Annotated in this window: 16 protein-coding genes; 11 read left to right on the top strand and 5 right to left on the bottom strand. The window is 60.7% G+C overall.

Translation table 11 applies throughout. The features are described 5' to 3' along the window. Position 1: 1 nt before the first annotated feature. From J2X43_RS12210 to J2X43_RS12200, 3 genes are all read right to left on the bottom strand, one after another. Positions 2-631, bottom strand: a complete 630-nt coding sequence (locus tag J2X43_RS12210) for a GNAT family N-acetyltransferase (protein ID WP_310294273.1) — start codon at positions 629-631, stop codon at positions 2-4. A gap of 96 nt (positions 632-727) precedes the next feature. Further along, positions 728-1801 (bottom strand): hypothetical protein, encoded by a 1074-nt coding sequence (locus J2X43_RS12205; RefSeq protein WP_112515690.1) that lies wholly within the window; start codon positions 1799-1801, stop codon positions 728-730. A 65-nt stretch (positions 1802-1866) separates the two neighbouring features. Then, positions 1867-2469 (bottom strand): thymidine kinase, encoded by a 603-nt coding sequence (locus J2X43_RS12200; protein WP_112515688.1) that lies wholly within the window; start codon positions 2467-2469, stop codon positions 1867-1869. A 236-nt stretch (positions 2470-2705) separates the two neighbouring features. Here J2X43_RS12200 and J2X43_RS12195 point away from each other — a divergent pair, with 236 nt between their 5' ends. The 6 genes from J2X43_RS12195 to J2X43_RS12170 all read left to right on the top strand — a co-directional run bounded on the left by J2X43_RS12195 (position 2706) and on the right by J2X43_RS12170 (position 8493). Beyond that, a complete protein-coding gene (locus tag J2X43_RS12195; protein WP_112515686.1) occupies positions 2706-3662 on the top strand; it encodes a choline ABC transporter substrate-binding protein in 957 nt (318 codons plus the stop codon). An 81-nt stretch (positions 3663-3743) separates the two neighbouring features. Beyond that, a complete protein-coding gene (gene choW, locus J2X43_RS12190; RefSeq protein ID WP_112386191.1) occupies positions 3744-4589 on the top strand; it encodes a choline ABC transporter permease subunit in 846 nt (281 codons plus the stop codon). Continuing rightward, positions 4586-5638, top strand: coding sequence for a choline ABC transporter ATP-binding protein (choV, locus tag J2X43_RS12185; protein WP_112386190.1), 1053 nt, complete (start codon positions 4586-4588; stop codon positions 5636-5638). Before choW ends, choV begins: the two co-directional genes overlap by 4 nt. Positions 5639-5670: 32 nt before the next feature. Further along, positions 5671-6426, top strand: a complete 756-nt coding sequence (locus J2X43_RS12180; RefSeq protein ID WP_310294901.1) for a pyridoxamine 5'-phosphate oxidase family protein — start codon at positions 5671-5673, stop codon at positions 6424-6426. A 106-nt stretch (positions 6427-6532) separates the two neighbouring features. Next, positions 6533-6850, top strand: a complete 318-nt coding sequence (locus J2X43_RS12175) for a helix-turn-helix transcriptional regulator (protein ID WP_112386188.1) — start codon at positions 6533-6535, stop codon at positions 6848-6850. Between the two features lie 317 nt (positions 6851-7167). After that, on the top strand, positions 7168-8493 hold the full coding sequence (locus tag J2X43_RS12170; RefSeq protein ID WP_112386187.1) for an aspartate aminotransferase family protein: 1326 nt from the start codon (positions 7168-7170) through the stop codon (positions 8491-8493). Positions 8494-8558: 65 nt separating this feature from the next. Here the strand turns inward: J2X43_RS12170 and J2X43_RS12165 are convergent, their stop codons facing one another. Next, positions 8559-9509, bottom strand: a complete 951-nt coding sequence (locus J2X43_RS12165; RefSeq protein WP_310294268.1) for an HD-GYP domain-containing protein — start codon at positions 9507-9509, stop codon at positions 8559-8561. Positions 9510-10028: 519 nt separating this feature from the next. On the opposite strand from J2X43_RS12165, the gene J2X43_RS12160 reads away from it, so the two are divergent. From J2X43_RS12160 to J2X43_RS12145, 4 genes are all read left to right on the top strand, one after another. Next, a complete protein-coding gene (locus J2X43_RS12160; protein WP_310294267.1) occupies positions 10029-11135 on the top strand; it encodes a branched-chain amino acid ABC transporter substrate-binding protein in 1107 nt (368 codons plus the stop codon). Positions 11136-11265: 130 nt separating this feature from the next. Further along, positions 11266-12963: an adenine deaminase gene (gene ade / locus J2X43_RS12155; RefSeq protein WP_310294265.1), complete on the top strand. Its 1698-nt coding sequence runs from the start codon at positions 11266-11268 to the stop codon at positions 12961-12963. 3 nt (positions 12964-12966) lie between these two features. Continuing rightward, on the top strand, positions 12967-13212 hold the full coding sequence (locus tag J2X43_RS12150) for a DUF4160 domain-containing protein (protein WP_310294264.1): 246 nt from the start codon (positions 12967-12969) through the stop codon (positions 13210-13212). Beyond that, positions 13193-13441 carry a DUF2442 domain-containing protein gene (locus J2X43_RS12145; protein ID WP_310294262.1) on the top strand — a complete coding sequence of 83 codons (249 nt, stop codon included), beginning with the start codon at positions 13193-13195 and terminating at the stop codon, positions 13439-13441. The genes J2X43_RS12150 and J2X43_RS12145 overlap by 20 nt, the downstream gene beginning before the upstream one ends. Here J2X43_RS12145 and J2X43_RS12140 read toward each other — a convergent pair whose 3' ends face one another. Then, positions 13442-15082: an alpha-glucosidase family protein gene (locus tag J2X43_RS12140; protein WP_310294260.1), complete on the bottom strand. Its 1641-nt coding sequence runs from the start codon at positions 15080-15082 to the stop codon at positions 13442-13444. It lies immediately after the preceding gene. A 267-nt stretch (positions 15083-15349) separates the two neighbouring features. On the opposite strand from J2X43_RS12140, the gene J2X43_RS12135 reads away from it, so the two are divergent. Further along, positions 15350-16930, top strand: coding sequence for a peptide ABC transporter substrate-binding protein (locus tag J2X43_RS12135; protein ID WP_112515670.1), 1581 nt, complete (start codon positions 15350-15352; stop codon positions 16928-16930). Positions 16931-16961 lie beyond the last annotated feature (31 nt).

Below are 16961 nucleotides of genomic sequence, written 5' to 3'. Positions count from 1 at the left end.
GCTATTCCAGGATCGGAACATGCGGCGCGGCGGTCCGCGGCAAGATGCCGGTCACCCGCGGATCGTCGGCGACTTCGATCAATAGGGCATAGGGCGAAAAGCCCGAGCGCCGGTAAAACGAGAGCGCATTCGGATGGTCGAAATGGCAGGTATGGAGCCACAGCCTTTCGATCGGATGCGCCCAGGCGATGGAAAGCGCATGGTTCATCAGATAGCGCCCGGCGCCGGTGCCGATCGTCTCCTTGGTGACGCCGAAAAACACCAGTTCGCAGGCGCCCGGCTCCCGGAAATCGAGTTCGATCATCCCGGCAGGCGTGCCGCCCGATGACAGCACGTAGATCTCCACCCTGGGATCGCGGAGGATATCGGCCAGTTCGCCGTCGCTGATCACCAGCCGTGAAACCCACATCCATTCCTCGCCGATCGCCCGGAAAAGCTGCCGGTAGGTATCGAGATCGGGGACGGTCATGCGCGCGAGAGAAAGGTCTGAGCGTTCGGCGGCGGCGATAGCTTCCGGCTTCTCCCGCATTTCCAGGCAGGTGACGGCGTTGGCAAGCTTGCCCTTTGGGACAAGAGAATAGCCTTCCGGCAGGACCGGATTGGAGTTGCCTATCGTTTCAATCGTTTCCATCGTTTGGCCCTACCATGCGTGTCGCGGAATTCCCCGGTCGAGGCATAGCGGCTTGGCCGGTTCTTGCAAAGACCGGAGGTCCGGCGCTGATGCCGGCTAGGAGCGCCCGAACCGCAATCTCAGACGCGGCAGCCGCTTGGTCAGGTCGATCAGCGGCCTGTCGTGCTCCATGCTGATAACAGGCACAAACGCGGAAAACTTCTTCTCGAAGGCGATACTTGCGGCGCTCTTGCGCTGCTCGATATCCTGCGGCACCAGCATGCCCCGCTCGAAAAGCGAGATCGGTGCGGCGATGTTCGGAAAGATCGTCTGGCTGATCTTCGCCTTGGCACCCGGCCGGTCGGTATCGACCTGGGCACGGTAGAGCACCAGCCGCTCTTCCGTATCGACCATCAGCTTCCGGGTCAGCACGTTGCAGAGCGCGATCTGGCTGTTCAGCGCATCGACGAACGTCTGAAACATGGTGATGAAGCGCTCGCGCCGCTGGCTCTCGTCGCGCATCACCTGCTCCTCGCTGGAAATCCGGTCAGCCTCGCCTTTCAGCGCGCGGCGCTCTTCCTCGAGCCGCTCCCACTCCGTTCTGCCGCCATAGACGCCGATGCGCCCCTGCGTTGTCAGCGCCTTGGCGTTCAGCTCCTTCATCCGCATCCGCGCGATATCGATCGCATCGACGAGGCGACGGCGGTGCTCGATGATATCGACGACACCGCCTTCGGCCGCCTTGTGGCATTCGCCGGCAAAGCCACGGTGCTGGGTTACAAGGCCTGCAAGCGCATCACTCTTGGCGAAAAGATCAAGCAGCCGCTCGACAACAGGTGCCTCGCTGACGCGCTGGCTGTGCAATCTCCACATCCGCTGGCGCGAGAACCACCCGGTGATCCGCTCGCGGCGCGTCAGTCCGCGGAAGCTGTCGAGATCGGCGGAGACGTCTTCAGACAACCGGTCGAGTTCACCGGCGAGCTCGCCAAGCGCAGCATCCAGCGCCTCGCGCTTCTGGCCTGCGGCCTGGAACCGCTGGTTCTCGTCCAGAAACGTCTCGTCGCTGGACTGCGCCTCGTTGCGCGCGAAGCTGCCGATGAAGGCGGCGCAATCGCCAGCTTCGGCGCGCAGCTCTTCCGCCAGCGCGCTTGCCGTTTCCATGAGAATTTCGAATGATGGAGCCTTGCGCACCCGCTTCTCCTGGGAATCGTTGGCCTCAAGCTAACCGGTCGGAGACGGGATGAAAATCCGCCTTTTCAGACGGCCTCGGCCACGAAGGGGCCGTTCATTTCGTCGTCCCAGTGCCTGCGGCAGAGCGAAACATATTTCTCGTTGCCGCCGACATCGATCTGCGCGCCCTCGTGCAGCACCTTCCCCTCGCCGTCGAGCCGCACCACCATTGTCGCCTTGCGGCCGCAGTGGCAGATGGTGCGCACTTCGCGCATCTCGTCAGAAATGGCGAGCAGCTCCTCGGAGGCCGGAAACAGCTTGCCCTGGAAGTCGGTGCGCAAGCCATAGACCATGATCGGGATACCGAGCCGGTCGACGATGCGGGCGAGCTGCCAGACATGCTCGCGCGTCATGAAATGCGCCTCGTCGACGAAGACGCAGGCGATCGGCTCTCCCTCGCCGGCAAGGCGCGTCACAAGCGCCAGAAGATCGGTCTCCGCCTCGAAGGGGATGGCCTTGGCTTCCAGGCCGATCCGCGAGCCGATGATGCCCTTGCCGGTGCGCTCGTCGAAGGCGGCGATCAGCATCACCGTGCGCATGCCGCGCTCCTGGTAATTGTAGGAGGCCTGCAGCAGCATCGTCGTCTTGCCGGCGTTCATCGTCGAGTAATTGAAGTAGAGTTTCGCCATGTTTTTCTCCGTTCCTCGCTTTTGACGGCTCGAATCGCCGATGAGAAGAGCGCAGAGCTGATAACCACAGGAAATCCACGCGCGAATCCCGCCGGAATCCTTGCTTTTCAGGCCATCACGGAAAATTGCGCGACGTCGCAATCGAGTATGCCAAACCGCCGCAAACGCACTGTGGTCGCTTGTAAATGTCAGCTATTGATGGTTGGCTTGGGGACGATAAGACTGGGAGTCTATAAATGAGAACGACAAGCGCATCCAAACTGCTTACCGCAACTGCCGTTGCAGCTCTTTCCATTGCCACGGCCGCATTCGCTGCAGATCCTGAAAGCTGCACCGCCGTGCGTTTTTCCGACGTCGGCTGGACTGACATCACCGCAACCACCGCAACCGCAACTGTCGTGCTGAAGGGCCTCGGCTATGAGCCGAAGACCACGGTTCTGTCGGTGCCGGTCACCTATCAGTCGCTGAAGAACAAGGACATCGACGTGTTCCTCGGCAACTGGATGCCGACGCAGGAGAAGGACGTCCGTCCGTTCCTCGACGACAAGTCGGTTGAATCCTACGGTCCGAACCTCGTCGGCGCGAAATACACGCTCGCGACCAACGCCAAGGGCGCCGAACTCGGCATCAAGGACTTCAAGGACATCGCTGCCCACAAGGATGACCTGGACGGCAAGATCTATGGCATCGAGCCCGGTAACGACGGCAATCGCCTGGTCATCGACATGATCGACAAGAACACCTTCGGCATGAAGGGCCTTGAGGTCGTCGAATCCTCCGAACAGGGCATGCTGGCGCAGGTCGCTCGCGCCGAGAAGGCCGGCAAGCCGGTCGTCTTCCTCGGCTGGGAACCGCACCCGATGAACACCAACTTCAAGCTGACTTACCTGACCGGCGGCGACGACGTCTTCGGTCCTGATTTCGGCGGCGCCAAGGTGTTCACCAACGTTCGTGCCGGCTATTTCGGTGAATGCCCGAACACCGGTACCCTGATCAAGAACATGACCTTCTCGCTCGAGATGGAAAACCAGATCATGGGCAAGATCATGAATGACGGCGAAGAGCCGGAAAAGGCTGCTGCGGAATGGCTGAAGGCCAACCCGTCGGCGCTCGATCCGTGGCTCGCAGGCGTCAAGACGCGCGATGGCAGTGCCGATGGCCTGCCCGCCGTCAAGAAGAGCCTTGGCCTCTGACGATGACGTGCGCGGGGCGGCTTTGCCGTCCCGCCTCCATTTCATCCCGAATTCTTGATCTTTTTTGGATAGGCACGCCCCTTGGACTGGATCACTGACGCTAAAATTCCGATCGGCTCTTGGGCCAAGTTGTTCGTTGACTGGCTGACGACCAATGCCGACTGGTTCTTCAACCAGCTGGCCTTCATCCTGTCGCATGTCATCGACGGCATGCTTTTCGTGCTGCAGGCGCCGCATCCATTGATCGTCATCGCCGCCATCACCGGCATTGCCTACTGGATACGCCGGTCGGTCGTCGTCGCGGTCTTTACCTGTCTTGGGCTGCTGCTGATCACCAACCAGGGTTACTGGAAAGAGACGACGGAAACGCTGGCGCTCGTGCTCGCCTCCACTTTCGTCTCCATGCTGGTCGGCATCCCGCTCGGCATCGCCGCAGCGCGGCGCGCCTGGGTCTATTCGGTGCTGCGCCCGATCCTCGATCTGATGCAGACGATCCCGACCTTCGTCTATCTGATCCCTGCCCTCATCCTTTTCGGCCTCGGCATGGTCCCTGGCCTGATCGCTACGGTGATCTTCGCCATTCCTGCCCCGATCCGCCTGACGCGCCTCGGCATCATCTCGACCCCGCCGTCCCTCGTCGAAGCCGCCGAGTCCTTCGGCGCGACACCGATGCAGGTGCTGCGAAAGGTCGAACTCCCCTTCGCCACGCCGCAGATCATGGCCGGTCTGACCCAGACTATCATGCTGTCGCTGTCGATGGTGGTCATCGCCGCCCTCGTCGGCGCCGACGGTCTCGGCGTCCCCGTCGTTCGCGCGCTGAACACAGTCAACGTCGCCAAGGGCTTTGAAGCCGGTCTCTGCATCGTCATCCTGGCGATCATCCTCGACCGCATGTTCCGCACTGCAGGTGAAGGAGACGGCGTATGACCTCCGTTCGTTTCGACAATGTCAGCATCATCTTCGGCGACAAGCCGGAAGCGGCCCTCTCGATGGTCGATCAGGGCAAGACGCGCGACGAGATTGGCGCATCGACCGGTCTCGTGCTCGGCGTCGCCGATGCCTCGATCACCGTCGAGGAAGGAGAAATCCTCGTCCTAATGGGCCTCTCCGGCTCCGGCAAGTCCACGCTGCTGCGCGCCGTCAATGGGCTGGCGCCCGTCGTGCGCGGCTCGGTCACGGTTTCCACAGCCACCGGCCCCGTCGATCCCTATAAATGCAGCGCCAAGGCGCTGCGTGATCTGCGCATGCACACCGTCTCGATGGTGTTCCAGCAGTTCGCGCTGCTGCCCTGGCGGACGGTCGCCGACAATGTCGGCTTCGGTCTGGAACTCGCCGGCATGGCCGACGCCGAGCGCAAGAAGCGTGTTGATGAGCAGCTCGAACTTGTCAACCTGACAAAGTGGGCAAACCGCAAGGTCAACGAACTCTCGGGCGGCATGCAGCAGCGCGTCGGCCTCGCTCGCGCCTTCGCAACGGGCGCGCCGATCCTCCTGATGGACGAGCCGTTCTCCGCCCTCGATCCGCTGATCCGCACCCGCCTGCAGGACGAACTGCTGGAGTTCCAGCGCCGCCTGAAGAAGACCATCCTCTTCGTCAGCCACGATCTCGACGAAGCCTTCCGCATCGGCAATCGTATTGCCATCATGGAAGGCGGGCGCATCATCCAGTGCGGGACCCCGCAGGAAATCGTCAAGAACCCGGCCGACCAATATGTTGCGGATTTCGTGCAGAACATGAACCCGATCAACATGCTGACCGCGCAGGACGTCATGCAGCCGGGTCTCGGCCAGTCTGCCGTGGGCGCCACCGTCACCGCGACAGCCAAGCCCGCAACGCCGCTCGTCGATATCCTCGATGCCCTGTCCCGCCAGCCGGGCAGCATCGGCGTCGTCGACAACGGCACGATCGTCGGCACGATTTCGGCGCAGGACATCGTCAGCGGTCTCACCCGCCACCGGCGCAAAGAACAGGCTTGATCCTTCCGTCCACTTCCGACAGAAAAGTGGACATGAAAGATCAAGCTTCCGTATTGCGGGAGACGGACGGGCAGGCCCGGACGCTCGCCCGCACCCTACTCCGTTCGGCCCGCTATGCCGGCCTCGCCGTACTCGATCCGGCGACCGGCTTTCCCTTTGCCAGCCGCGTGCTTCTCGGCACCGATATCGACGGCACGCCGGTCGTCCTCGTCTCGGCCCTCTCCACCCATACCAAGGCGCTGGAAAACGATCCACGCGCCTCGCTGCTAACAGGCGAGCCCGGCAAGGGCGATCCGCTCGCCTACCCGCGCCTGACGACGCAATGCATCGCCGAACCGTTGGAGCGCGGCAGCCCGCTTCACGAACGCATCCGCGGCCGTTTCCTGAACCGGCATACCAAGGCCAAGCTCTATATCGACTTCCCGGATTTCCGGTTTTTCCGCTTGCTGCCGCAGTCCGCCAGCCTCAACGGAGGCTTCGGCCGGGCCTATCTCCTGGAGGGTTCGGACCTTGCGATTCTCTCTCCCGCCAATGATGCGGTGGCGGCCGAAGCCGATGCCATAGTGCGAGATTTAGTAGACAACCATCCAGAGGTGCTTAGGGCGCTTGAAACCCGTTTCAAGGGGACAATTGACGGGACTTTGAGGGTATGCGGCCTCGATTGTGCTGGTTTTGACGTGATTTCGGGCGATAACTTGTCACGTTGTGAATTCGAAGAGCCTGTCACAAAACCCGGGGAAATTATTCCACACATATCTAAAATAGCATACTCGATACCCGAAATTTAGGTATATACAATCTTCATGCCCAATTGCTACTTTTCGGGCGTCCGCCAAACCCCGTCTAACGCCCTGTGCCTATACGGAAAAAATTCGCATTAGGAAGATTGGAATAATGGAAAATACTGACTTGTCAGATCACGCTAATGTGGCGGCCGCGCTTCTGTCAGCAATGGCAAACCCCAAGCGCCTGCTCATCCTCGTGAGCCTCGTGAAGGGTGAAGTTCCCGTCGGCGTCCTCGCGACGCAGGTTGGCCTTAGCCAGTCTGCCCTGTCGCAGCATCTCTCCAAGCTTCGCGCCCAGAAGCTGGTCCGGACCCGCCGCGATGCGCAGACCATTTATTACTCGAGCAATTCCGAGCCTGTGATGAAAATCCTGGCAACGCTCGAAGACATTTACGCTGTTCAGAACCGGAGCCGTTCCGCGGCCTAAAGTCAACGCTGACATCACGTCAGCCAAGAACCGGTCCGCCAATGGAATAATTCCGGAATGGACCGGACGCAGTATTTCAGCACGTCAACCCTACTTCTTGACCGGCAGATCGCTCGATTTGCCGGTCTTTTTCGTTTCGGCCGGATACCGTTCTGGCGGTATTTCAATACGGCGGCAAAGCGCATAGCAATGAGCGGTAAACTCTGGTTTCGTGCGCTTTCGGTCTCTTGACGCCCGATTCCGCGCTGATAGTTTGACCGGACGGTAAAAATACGGGCTTAAGCCCGGGGAACGGGCCTCGCGGCCAGGAGAACAGCATGTCCAATCGCCTCAACACCCCCAACGACCTTCGCGCCTTCTGGATGCCGTTTACGGCGAACCGGCAGTTCAAGAAGGAGCCGCGCATGTTCGTCGGCGCCAAGGACATGTATTACACCACCCATGATGGCCGTCAGGTGCTCGATGGCACCGCCGGTCTCTGGTGCGTCAATGCCGGCCACTGCCGCCCGAAGATCACCGAGGCGATCCGCGAACAGGCGGGCGAACTCGATTACGCCCCAGCCTTCCAGCTCGGCCACCCCAAGGCCTTCGAACTGGCGAACCGCCTGGTCGATATCGCCCCTGAAGGCATGAACCACGTTCTCTACACCAACTCCGGCTCTGAATCGGTCGAGACCGCGCTCAAGGTGGCGCTGGCCTATCACCGGGTAAAGGGCAACGGCTCGCGCTTCCGCCTGATCGGCCGCGAGCGCGGTTATCACGGAGTCAATTTCGGCGGCATCTCGGTCGGCGGCATCGTCTCCAACCGCAAGATGTTCGGCACGCTTCTGACCGGCGTCGATCACATGCCGCACACCCACCAGCCCGGCAAGAACAACTTTACACGCGGCGAACCTGAGCATGGCGGCGATATCGCAACCGAACTCGAGCGCATCGTCACCCTGCACGACGCCTCGACCATCGCCGCCGTCATCGTCGAGCCGGTCGCAGGTTCCACCGGCGTTTTGATCCCGCCGAAGGGCTATCTGCAGAAGCTGCGCGAGATCTGCACCAAGCACGGCATCCTGCTGATCTTCGACGAAGTCATCACTGGTTTCGGCCGCCTCGGCGCTCCGTTCGCCGCCCAGTATTACGACGTCATGCCCGACATGATCACCACCGCCAAGGGCTTGACCAATGGCGTCATCCCGATGGGCGCGGTCTTTGTCACCTCGGAGATCCACGACGCCTTCATGAGCGGCCCCGAGCACATGATCGAGTTTTTCCACGGCTACACCTATTCGGGCAACCCGATCGCTTCGGCCGCTGCACTCGCCACGCTCGACACCTATAAGGAAGAGGGCCTGCTGACCCGCGCCGCGGAGCTTTCCGACTACTGGGCCGACGCGCTGCACTCGCTGAAGGATTGCCCGAATGTCATCGACATCAGGAACACCGGCCTGATCGGCGCCATCGAGCTCGACCCGATCGCCGGCGAACCGACCAAGCGCGCCTTCACCGCCTTCCTGAAGGCCTATGAGAAGGGCCTGCTGATCCGCACGACCGGCGATATCATCGCCCTGTCGCCGCCGCTGATCATCGAGAAGCACCATATCGACGAGCTGTTCGGCAAGCTGCGCGAGATCCTTCAGAACAACATCTGATCGTCACGAGACCAAACGAAATGCCCGCCGGAACTGATCTCCGGCGGGCCTTTCATGTCTTGATCTCAGGCCTTGTGCGCCGAAGCGACTGACAGGCAGAGCGCGAAGCGCTTCAGCAGCTTGATGTCGAAATGCCCTTCTCGGCTCAGCATCCATTTCAGGGCGTCGGCAGGCGACCAGGGCTGCTTGTAGGGCCGGATCGAGGTGATCGCGTCATAGACGTCGCAGATCGCTGCGAGCTTCGCATAGATGCTGAGCTTCGAGCCCGGCACCATATTCGGATATCCCCGCCCGTCGATCCGCTCATGGTGGTTGAGGCAGACGTCGAGAACGATGTCAGGCATGCCCGCCTGCCGCTTCAGGATCGCATGGCCAAGTTCCGGATGGCTGCGGATCAGCTGCATTTCCTCGTCGTCGAGCTTGCCTTCCTTGGCGAGAATCTCGTGCGGGATTTCCACCTTGCCGACGTCGTGCAGCAGACCGGCAATGCCAAGGACGCGAACTGTCTCCTCGTCGAAATCCAGATAGCGGGAAAAATGGATCATCAGCGCGCTGACCGACAGCGAATGCACGAAGGTCGTCTCGTCCTTCGACTTCAATCGCGTGACGCTGAGGAAAATCGCCGGGTTTTCATCGAGCGACGTGGACAGTCCCGAAATGACGGGCGCGATATCATCGATCGCGACACCCGCCCCGCCCTGAATCTTGCTGAAGACATCTTCGAGCTGCTCGGCGGATTTCTGGATGGTTTCGCGCGCAGCCTTGGTCTGTAGCTCGACGGCACGGGGATCCTCGGACGCATAGGCAGGCACATTGGAGCGCAGGCCGTTCGTATCGACGCCCTTGGCTGTGTTGATGACCACCCCGGCGACACCGCTGCCGCGCAACCGTTGGGCATCGGATTCCCGCCTTACGAGAAACCGGTGACGCCCGAGCAATGGGTCGTTCCAGGCCCCTTCGACGGCCTCGATAAACATCCCAGCCCTGATCTGGCTGGCTTCAATGCGCTTTAGCATTCAGTCGCTTAGTCCCAACGCACGATTAGACTTGCCGGGCCGAGTTTATTCTTGAGACACACTCCAGACCGGCCACCCCTCTACAACCTTCATAGCATGCAAATGTTAATCGGTTCTATTTTACGAATATTCTCACGCACAAAGATTCACTGACTATTCTTGGTATCTTTCCGGCGTTATTTGCAACTCGTGGATTAAATCGTTTTGAGCACTTAGCCCAAGGTAGATGCGGGCTAATGACCTCTGAAAAACTCCGGAATTTTACGAAAATGACGCCGGAGCCTGGTCGTTTCGCGCAATCCAGAACAATTTTGGCAGTGATTTTGTTATTTCCTTGCGAAATCAAATGAGAATTCCTAGAAAATCGCCATGCGCCCGCTGAAGTCAAAGATGACCGGCCGGGGGGCATTGACCGCACCGGAACCGCCGTCTTGGCGCAACTCAGAAGAGTTGTTGTACGCGCCGGCTCCGATGTCGCGGCAGTCACGCGGGCGAAAGCCCCACCCAAGGAGAACGAAAATGAGTCTGAAGACTTTGACTGGCGCGACGATGCTCGCATCGCTGGCTTTTGCACCGCTTGCCCATGCCGATATCACCATCGGCCTCATCGCGCCCCTCACCGGCCCGGTTGCCGCTTACGGCGATCAGGTGAAGAACGGCGCGCAGACCGCTGTCGACGAGATCAACAAGAACGGCGGCATTCTCGGCGAGAAGGTCATCCTGAAGACCGCTGACGACGCCGGCGAGCCGAAGCAGGGCGTTTCCGCCGCCAACCAGCTGGTCGGCGAAGGCATCAAGTTCGTCGTTGGCCCGGTCACCTCGGGCGTTGCCATTCCGGCATCCGACGTGCTGGCTGAAAACGGCGTGCTGATGGTCACCCCGACTGCAACCTCTCCTGATCTGACGAACCGCGGCCTGACCAACGTCCTGCGCACCTGCGGCCGTGACGACCAGCAGGCTGGCGTTGCTGCCGAATATGCCCTGAAGCATTTCAAGGACAAGCGTATCGCCATCATCAACGACAAGGGCGCTTACGGTAAGGGTCTCACCGACAACTTCAAGGCAACCCTGAACGCCGGTGGCGTCAAGGAAGTCATCGACGACGCCGTCACGCCTGGCGACAAGGACTTCTCGGCACTCACCACCCGCCTGAAGGCTGAAAAGGTCGACGTCGTCTATTTCGGCGGCTACCACCCCGAAGGCGGCCTGCTCGCCCGCCAGCTCGCCGACCTCTCGGTCAAGGCGACGATCATCGGCGGTGACGGCCTGTCGAACAACGAATTCTGGAACATTGGTACGGAAGCCGCTGCAGGCACGATCTTCACCAACGCTTCCGACGCCACCAAGAGCCCGGATTCCAAGGCCGCAGCCGAAGCGCTCGCCGCCAAGAAGATCCCGGCCGAAGCCTTCACGCTGAATGCCTATGCTGCCGTCGAAGTCATCAAGGCCGGCATCGAAAAGGCCAAGAGCGCCGAAGACGCGGAAGCCGTCGCAACCGCCCTCAAGGGCGGTGAGGCCATCCCGACCGCCATCGGCAAGCTCACCTACGGCGAAACCGGCGACCTCTCCTCGAAGAGCTTCGAGCTCTACAAGTGGGAAGCCGGCAAGGCCGTTCCGGTCGAATAAGCCGCTCTGCCATCGCATCTTTCCCGGGCGCCTTGTGCGCCCGGTTTTCGTTTGGGGAGCAGGCTGCCATATATCGCCTTGTGCAACACAGTTCGGCTATAACGGTGGCACAAGGAAATTGGGGACGCGCATGACCAGCAAGCTCGAAAGCCACATCGACCAGAGCACTGGCCGCGTACCCGCCGACATCGTCCTCAAGGGCGGACGCTTCTTCGATCTGGTGACCGGTGAACTCGTCGCCTCCGATATCGCGATATCAGGCGACCGGATCGTCGGCACCTGCGCCGATTACGTAGGCGCTACCGAGATCGACATATCAGGCAAGATCGTCGTCCCTGGATTCATCGACACGCATCTGCATATCGAATCCTCGCTGGTCACCCCGCATGAATTCGACCGCTGCGTGCTGCCCTATGGCGTGACGACGGTCATCTGCGACCCGCATGAGATCGCCAATGTCATCGGTGAGGAAGGCATCCGCTTCTTCCTGGAATCGGCGAACGAAACCATCATGGACATCCGCGTCCAGCTCTCCTCCTGCGTCCCGGCAACGCATCTGGAGACGGCCGGCGCCGACCTGCCGATCGAGAAACTTTTGCCCTTCCGCGATCATCCGAAGGTCATCGGCCTTGCCGAATTCATGAATTTCCCGGGCGTGATCCACAAGGATCCGGTTTGTCTCGCCAAGCTCGAAGCCTTCCAGGGCGGCCATATCGATGGCCACGCGCCGCTGCTGCGCGGCACCAATCTGAACGGCTACCTCTCGGCTGGCATCCGCACCGAACACGAATGCACCACCGCAGAGGAAGCGCTGGAAAAGATCCGCAAAGGCATGCACATTCTGGTGCGCGAGGGATCGGTGTCGAAGGACCTTCACGCGCTGATGCCCATCATCACCGAGCGCCTGTCGCCCTTTCTGGCGCTCTGCACCGATGACCGCAATCCGCTCGATATCGCCGAGCAGGGCCATCTCGATTACATGATCCGCACGGCGATCGCGTCAGGCGTCGAGCCGCTGGCTATCTATCGCGCCGCCTCGATCTCGGCCGCCCGCGCATTCGGCCTGAGGGACCGGGGCCTCGTCGCCCCCGGCTGGCGCGCCGATCTCGTGGTCATCGACAGCCTCGAAAGCTGCAAGGCCGAGATGGTCTTCTCGGCCGGCCGCCGCGTCACCGCAGAACTCTTCGCCACCCGCAAACCCGTCGCCCCCGTCGGCCTCGACAGTGTCAAGGCGCGGCCGGTACAGGCGATGCATTTTGGCGTGCCTGTCGCCGAAGGTGAAACGCCTGTCATCGGCGTCATGCCCGGCAAGATCATCACCGAACATCGCCGCTACCGCCTGCCAGTCAAGGGCAACCAGACCGATCTCGATCTCGCAAACGACATCATCAAGGTCGCCGTCATCGAGCGCCACGGCAAGAACGGCAACCATGCCAACGGCTTCGTCCAGGGTTTTGGGCTGAAGAAAGGCGCGATCGCCTCCACCGTCGGCCATGACAGCCACAATATCTGCGTCGTCGGCGTCAACGAGGACGACATGGCGCTCGCCGCCAACCGGCTCGGAGAAATCAAGGGCGGCTTCGTCGTCGTCGAGGACGGCAAGGTCACCGGCGAAATCCCGCTTCCCGTCGCCGGCCTGATTAGCCTCGAACCCTATGAGAGCGTGCGCGACACGCTGCATCACTTGAGAAAGGCGGCCTATGCCCTTGGAACGACTCTCGAAGAGCCCTTCCTCCAGGTCGCCTTCCTGCCGCTCCCGGTGATCCCGCACCTGAAGATTTCGGATATGGGGATGGTGGATGTCGACCGGTTCATGCTGCTCGGGTGAGCGATGCCTGTCGTTTTCAGATTCGGAAACCTGAAGTTCTTCTTCTATTCAAACGAAGGCAATCCGCGCGAGCCCATCCACATCCACATCCGCGGCCCCAGCGGCGAAGCGAAGATCTGGCTGGAACCGGCCATCGGCATCGCCGCGAGCAGAGGCTTCAATCGCAGCGAGCTTGCTGATATCATTCGGGAAGTCGCAAAGAACCGATCGGCGATCGAAAGAGCGTGGCATGAGCATTTCAGCAACTGAAGTCAGCTTCGATGAAAACACCATGTGGGTCGTGCTCGATGATGGCCGCACACTCGGTGTACCGCTCGCTTGGTTTCCGCGCCTGCTTTCCGCAACAACCGAACAGCGCGCAGCCGTCGAGATCAGTCCGATGGGTCTCCATTGGGACGAACTCGACGAAGACATATCGATCGAGGGACTGCTTGCCGGGCGTGGTGACCAGACAATCAAGCGCCCCTCCGCGGCGTGATCAGCCCAACTCTCCACAATAACCGCTCAGTGGCGCAAGCCTGATCGCCCAGCCTGACACTTCGCCCTTCAGCCCCGGCACAGCAAGCCCCCCACCGACCTTCATCCCCGCAGGCAATTTAAACTCCGCCGCCTCGCGCGTCAGGTTGAAAACAAACAGCAGCTTCTCTCCACCCTTCTTCCGTGTGAACGCCAGCAGGTCCTGGTTGGTACCGATAAATTCCATGTCGCCGTCGATGAGTGCCGGATGCTCTTTACGGAATGCCAGCGTCTCCCGGTAATGCGAGAGCACTGAAGCCGCATCCGTTTCCTGCGTATCGACCGATAGCGCTGCCTGCTCGTAGGGCACCGGCAGCCAGCTCTTTTCCGCGCCGGTGAAACCAGCATGCGCCTTGGCGGCCTCCCAGGGCATCGGTGTGCGGCATCCGTCGCGGCCCTTGAAGGCCGGCCAGAAGCGGATGCCGTAGGGATCGCGGAGATCCTCGAAGGCGAGCTCGGCTTCGGGAAGGCCGAGCTCCTCGCCCTGATAGAGGCAGATCGAGCCGCGCAGTGCCGCCAGCACCGAGATCGCCAGCTTGGCGATCACCGGCCGCTCTGCCTCGGTCTTCGCGAAGCGGCTGACATGGCGGTTGACGTCGTGATTGGAAAAGGCCCAGCAAACCCATCCGTTCGCCACCATGCGCTGGAACGTATCGACGCATTTGCGGATATGGGCAGCGGTGAAATCGGGGCCGAGCAGGTCGAACGTGTAGCACATATGCAGCTTGTCGCCGCCGTCGACATAGGCCGCCACCGTCTTTAGCGAGCGCGCGCCATCACCGACCTCGCCGACCGTCGTCCGGTCTTCATACTGGTCGAGCAGCGCCCGAAAGCGCTTGAGGAAATCGACATTCTCCGGCTGCGTCTTGTCGTAGAGATGGTTCTGCATGCCGTAGGGATTGCTGTCGGGCGCATCGAGCCCTGCATCGCTCTCGTCGGGCTCGTGCGGAGGGTTGTCGCGCAGAAGCTTGTCGCAGAAGTAATAGTTGACCGTATCGAGCCGGAAGCCATCGACACCGCGGTCGAGCCAGAATTTCACGGTCTTCAGCACCGCGTCCTGAACCTCCTTGTTGTGGAAATTCAGATCCGGCTGCGAGGTCAGGAAGTTGTGCTGATAATACTGGCGGCGCACGCCATCCCATTCCCAGCCCGGCCCGCCGAAGATCGACAGCCAGTTGTTCGGCGCCGTGCCGTCGCGCTTCGGATCGGCCCAGACATACCATTCGGCCTTCGGATTATCGCGGCTCGCGCGGCTCTCGACGAACCAGGGATGCTGGTCCGAGGTGTGGGAAATCACCTGGTCGATGATCACCTTGATGCCATGCGCATGCGCGGCCTTCATCATCTCGTCGAAATCATCGAGCGTCCCGAAGATCGGATCGACGTCGCAATAATCGGAAACGTCGTAGCCCATATCGGCCATCGGCGACTTGAAGAAGGGCGACAGCCAGATCGCATCGACGCCGAGGCTGGCAATATACGGCAACCGGCGCGTGATTCCCTTCAGGTCGCCCAGACCGTCGCTGTTCGTATCCTGAAAAGAGCGTGGATAGACCTGATAGATCACCGCGCCCCGCCACCAGTCCGCCGACTTCACCGCCATGAATGCACTCTCCGAATGGTTCGTTCGCGCACAGACTAAAGCCCGGAAAACAAAAAACAACTGCGTTAACAGCCTCTTTTGGGGTGGACGCGGAAAGGCAAATTCGCGCCGCATATAGGCTTGTCCACACCCATGACGACCCCTTCGCAAGGGGGGTTGCAACGCCAAACCTTTGCGATAAGGTGCGCGTTGACCTGCACGTAACAGGTCAAAACCGGGAACAAATGACTAAAAACAGGCGACAAAGCCTGGAAAGGTGGCCCAACCATGAACCATATAACGAAAAAAATTCTAGCTTCCGCAATGTTTGGCACATTGCTGGCTTTCTCGGCCCACGCGGCCACGATCAACATCCACAATGGCGGCGACCCGACGTCGCTCGACCCGCAAAAACTGTCAGGCGACTGGGAAAACCGTATCGCCGGCGACATTTTCGAAGGTCTCGTCACGGAAGACGCCAAGGACAATCCGATTCCCGGCCAGGCCGAGAGCTGGAAAGTGTCCGATGACGGCAAGGTCTATACCTTCAAGCTTCGCGACGGCATCAAGTGGTCCGATGGCCAGCCGGTAACGGCCGGAGACTTCGTCTTCGCCTTCCAGCGCCTCGTCGACCCGAAGAACGCCGCCGATTATGCCTACCTGCAGTTCACCATCAAGAACGCGGAAAAGATCAACAAGGGCGAGATCGCCGATCTCAACCAGCTCGGCGTCAAGGCTGTCGATGACAAGACGCTCGAGATCACGCTTGAAAATCCGACCCCTTATTTCATCAACGCCTTGATGCACTACACCGCCTATCCGCTGCCGAAGCATGTGGTGGAAGCCAAGGGCGCCGACTGGGTAAAGATCGGCAACATCGTCACCAACGGTCCCTATAAGCCGACTGAATGGGTTCCGGGTTCGCATGTCACCACCGTCAAGAACGACCAGTATTACGGCGCCAAGGACGTAAAGATCGACGGCGCCAAGTTCTTCGTCCTCGAAGACCAGGAAGCCGCGCTGAAGCGCTACCGCGCCGGCGAATTCGACATCCTCACCGACTTCCCGACCGACCAGTACGAGTGGATGAAGAAGAACCTGCCGGGCCAGGCGCATGTCGCGCCGTTCTCCGGTCTCTACTATTACGTCATCAATTCGCAGAAGCCGCCCTTCAGCGACAAGCGCGTCCGCCAGGCCCTGTCCATGGCGATCAACCGCGAAGTCATCGGCCCGCAGATCCTCGGCACCGGGGAACTGCCGGCCTATTCCTGGGTCCCGCCGGGCACGGCGAATTACGGCGATCCGGCTTACGTCTCCTGGAAGGACCTGCCCTACAAGGACAAGGTCGAGGAAGCCAAGAAGCTGCTCAAGGAAGCAGGCTTCGGTCCTGATCACCCGCTGACGGCCGAGCTCAAGTACAACACCAACGACAACCACAAGCGCATCGCCGTTGCGATCGCCTCGATGTGGAAGCCGCTGGGCGTCAATGTCGAGCTCGTCAATGCCGAAACCAAGGTGCATTACGACCAGCTGCAGCGCGGCGAAGTGCAGATCGGCCGTGCCGGCTGGCTCGCCGACTACAACGACCCCGACAACTTCCTGAACCTGCTCGTCACCGGCGTCCAGATGAACTACGGCCGCTGGTCGAACCCGGAATACGACAAGCTGATCAAGGACGGCAACGCCCAGACCGATCTGACCAAGCGTGCCGAAATGTTCAAGAAGGCCGAGCAGATCGCGCTGGATGATTCCGCCGCGCTGCCGATCTATTACTACGTCTCCAAGAACGTCGTTTCGCCCAAGATCGAGGGCTTCGTCGACAACGTCCAGGACATCCACCGCACCCGCTGGCTGTCGATGAAAGAGTAAAGGAAAACGGCCCTTTCCGCCGCGCGCGGAA

It is taken from the genome of Rhizobium sp. BE258 (genome assembly GCF_031457345.1).
GTDB lineage: Bacteria > Pseudomonadota > Alphaproteobacteria > Rhizobiales > Rhizobiaceae > Rhizobium.
The sequence above is the reverse complement of the archived record's forward strand: the minus strand, read 5'-3'. Positions and strand labels throughout refer to the sequence as shown.

Coding starts and splice junctions, on each gene's coding strand:
- J2X43_RS12210 (WP_310294273.1), bottom strand. CDS start 631: ATGGAAACGATTGAAACGATAGGCAACTCCAATCCGGTCCTGCCGGAA.
- J2X43_RS12200 (WP_112515688.1), bottom strand. CDS start 2,469: ATGGCGAAACTCTACTTCAATTACTCGACGATGAACGCCGGCAAGACG.
- J2X43_RS12195 (WP_112515686.1), top strand. CDS start 2,706: ATGAGAACGACAAGCGCATCCAAACTGCTTACCGCAACTGCCGTTGCA.
- choV (WP_112386190.1), top strand. CDS start 4,586: ATGACCTCCGTTCGTTTCGACAATGTCAGCATCATCTTCGGCGACAAG.
- J2X43_RS12180 (WP_310294901.1), top strand. CDS start 5,671: ATGAAAGATCAAGCTTCCGTATTGCGGGAGACGGACGGGCAGGCCCGG.
- J2X43_RS12175 (WP_112386188.1), top strand. CDS start 6,533: ATGGAAAATACTGACTTGTCAGATCACGCTAATGTGGCGGCCGCGCTT.
- J2X43_RS12170 (WP_112386187.1), top strand. CDS start 7,168: ATGTCCAATCGCCTCAACACCCCCAACGACCTTCGCGCCTTCTGGATG.
- J2X43_RS12165 (WP_310294268.1), bottom strand. CDS start 9,509: ATGCTAAAGCGCATTGAAGCCAGCCAGATCAGGGCTGGGATGTTTATC.
- J2X43_RS12160 (WP_310294267.1), top strand. CDS start 10,029: ATGAGTCTGAAGACTTTGACTGGCGCGACGATGCTCGCATCGCTGGCT.
- ade (WP_310294265.1), top strand. CDS start 11,266: ATGACCAGCAAGCTCGAAAGCCACATCGACCAGAGCACTGGCCGCGTA.
- J2X43_RS12150 (WP_310294264.1), top strand. CDS start 12,967: ATGCCTGTCGTTTTCAGATTCGGAAACCTGAAGTTCTTCTTCTATTCA.
- J2X43_RS12145 (WP_310294262.1), top strand. CDS start 13,193: ATGAGCATTTCAGCAACTGAAGTCAGCTTCGATGAAAACACCATGTGG.
- J2X43_RS12140 (WP_310294260.1), bottom strand. CDS start 15,082: ATGGCGGTGAAGTCGGCGGACTGGTGGCGGGGCGCGGTGATCTATCAG.
- J2X43_RS12135 (WP_112515670.1), top strand. CDS start 15,350: ATGAACCATATAACGAAAAAAATTCTAGCTTCCGCAATGTTTGGCACA.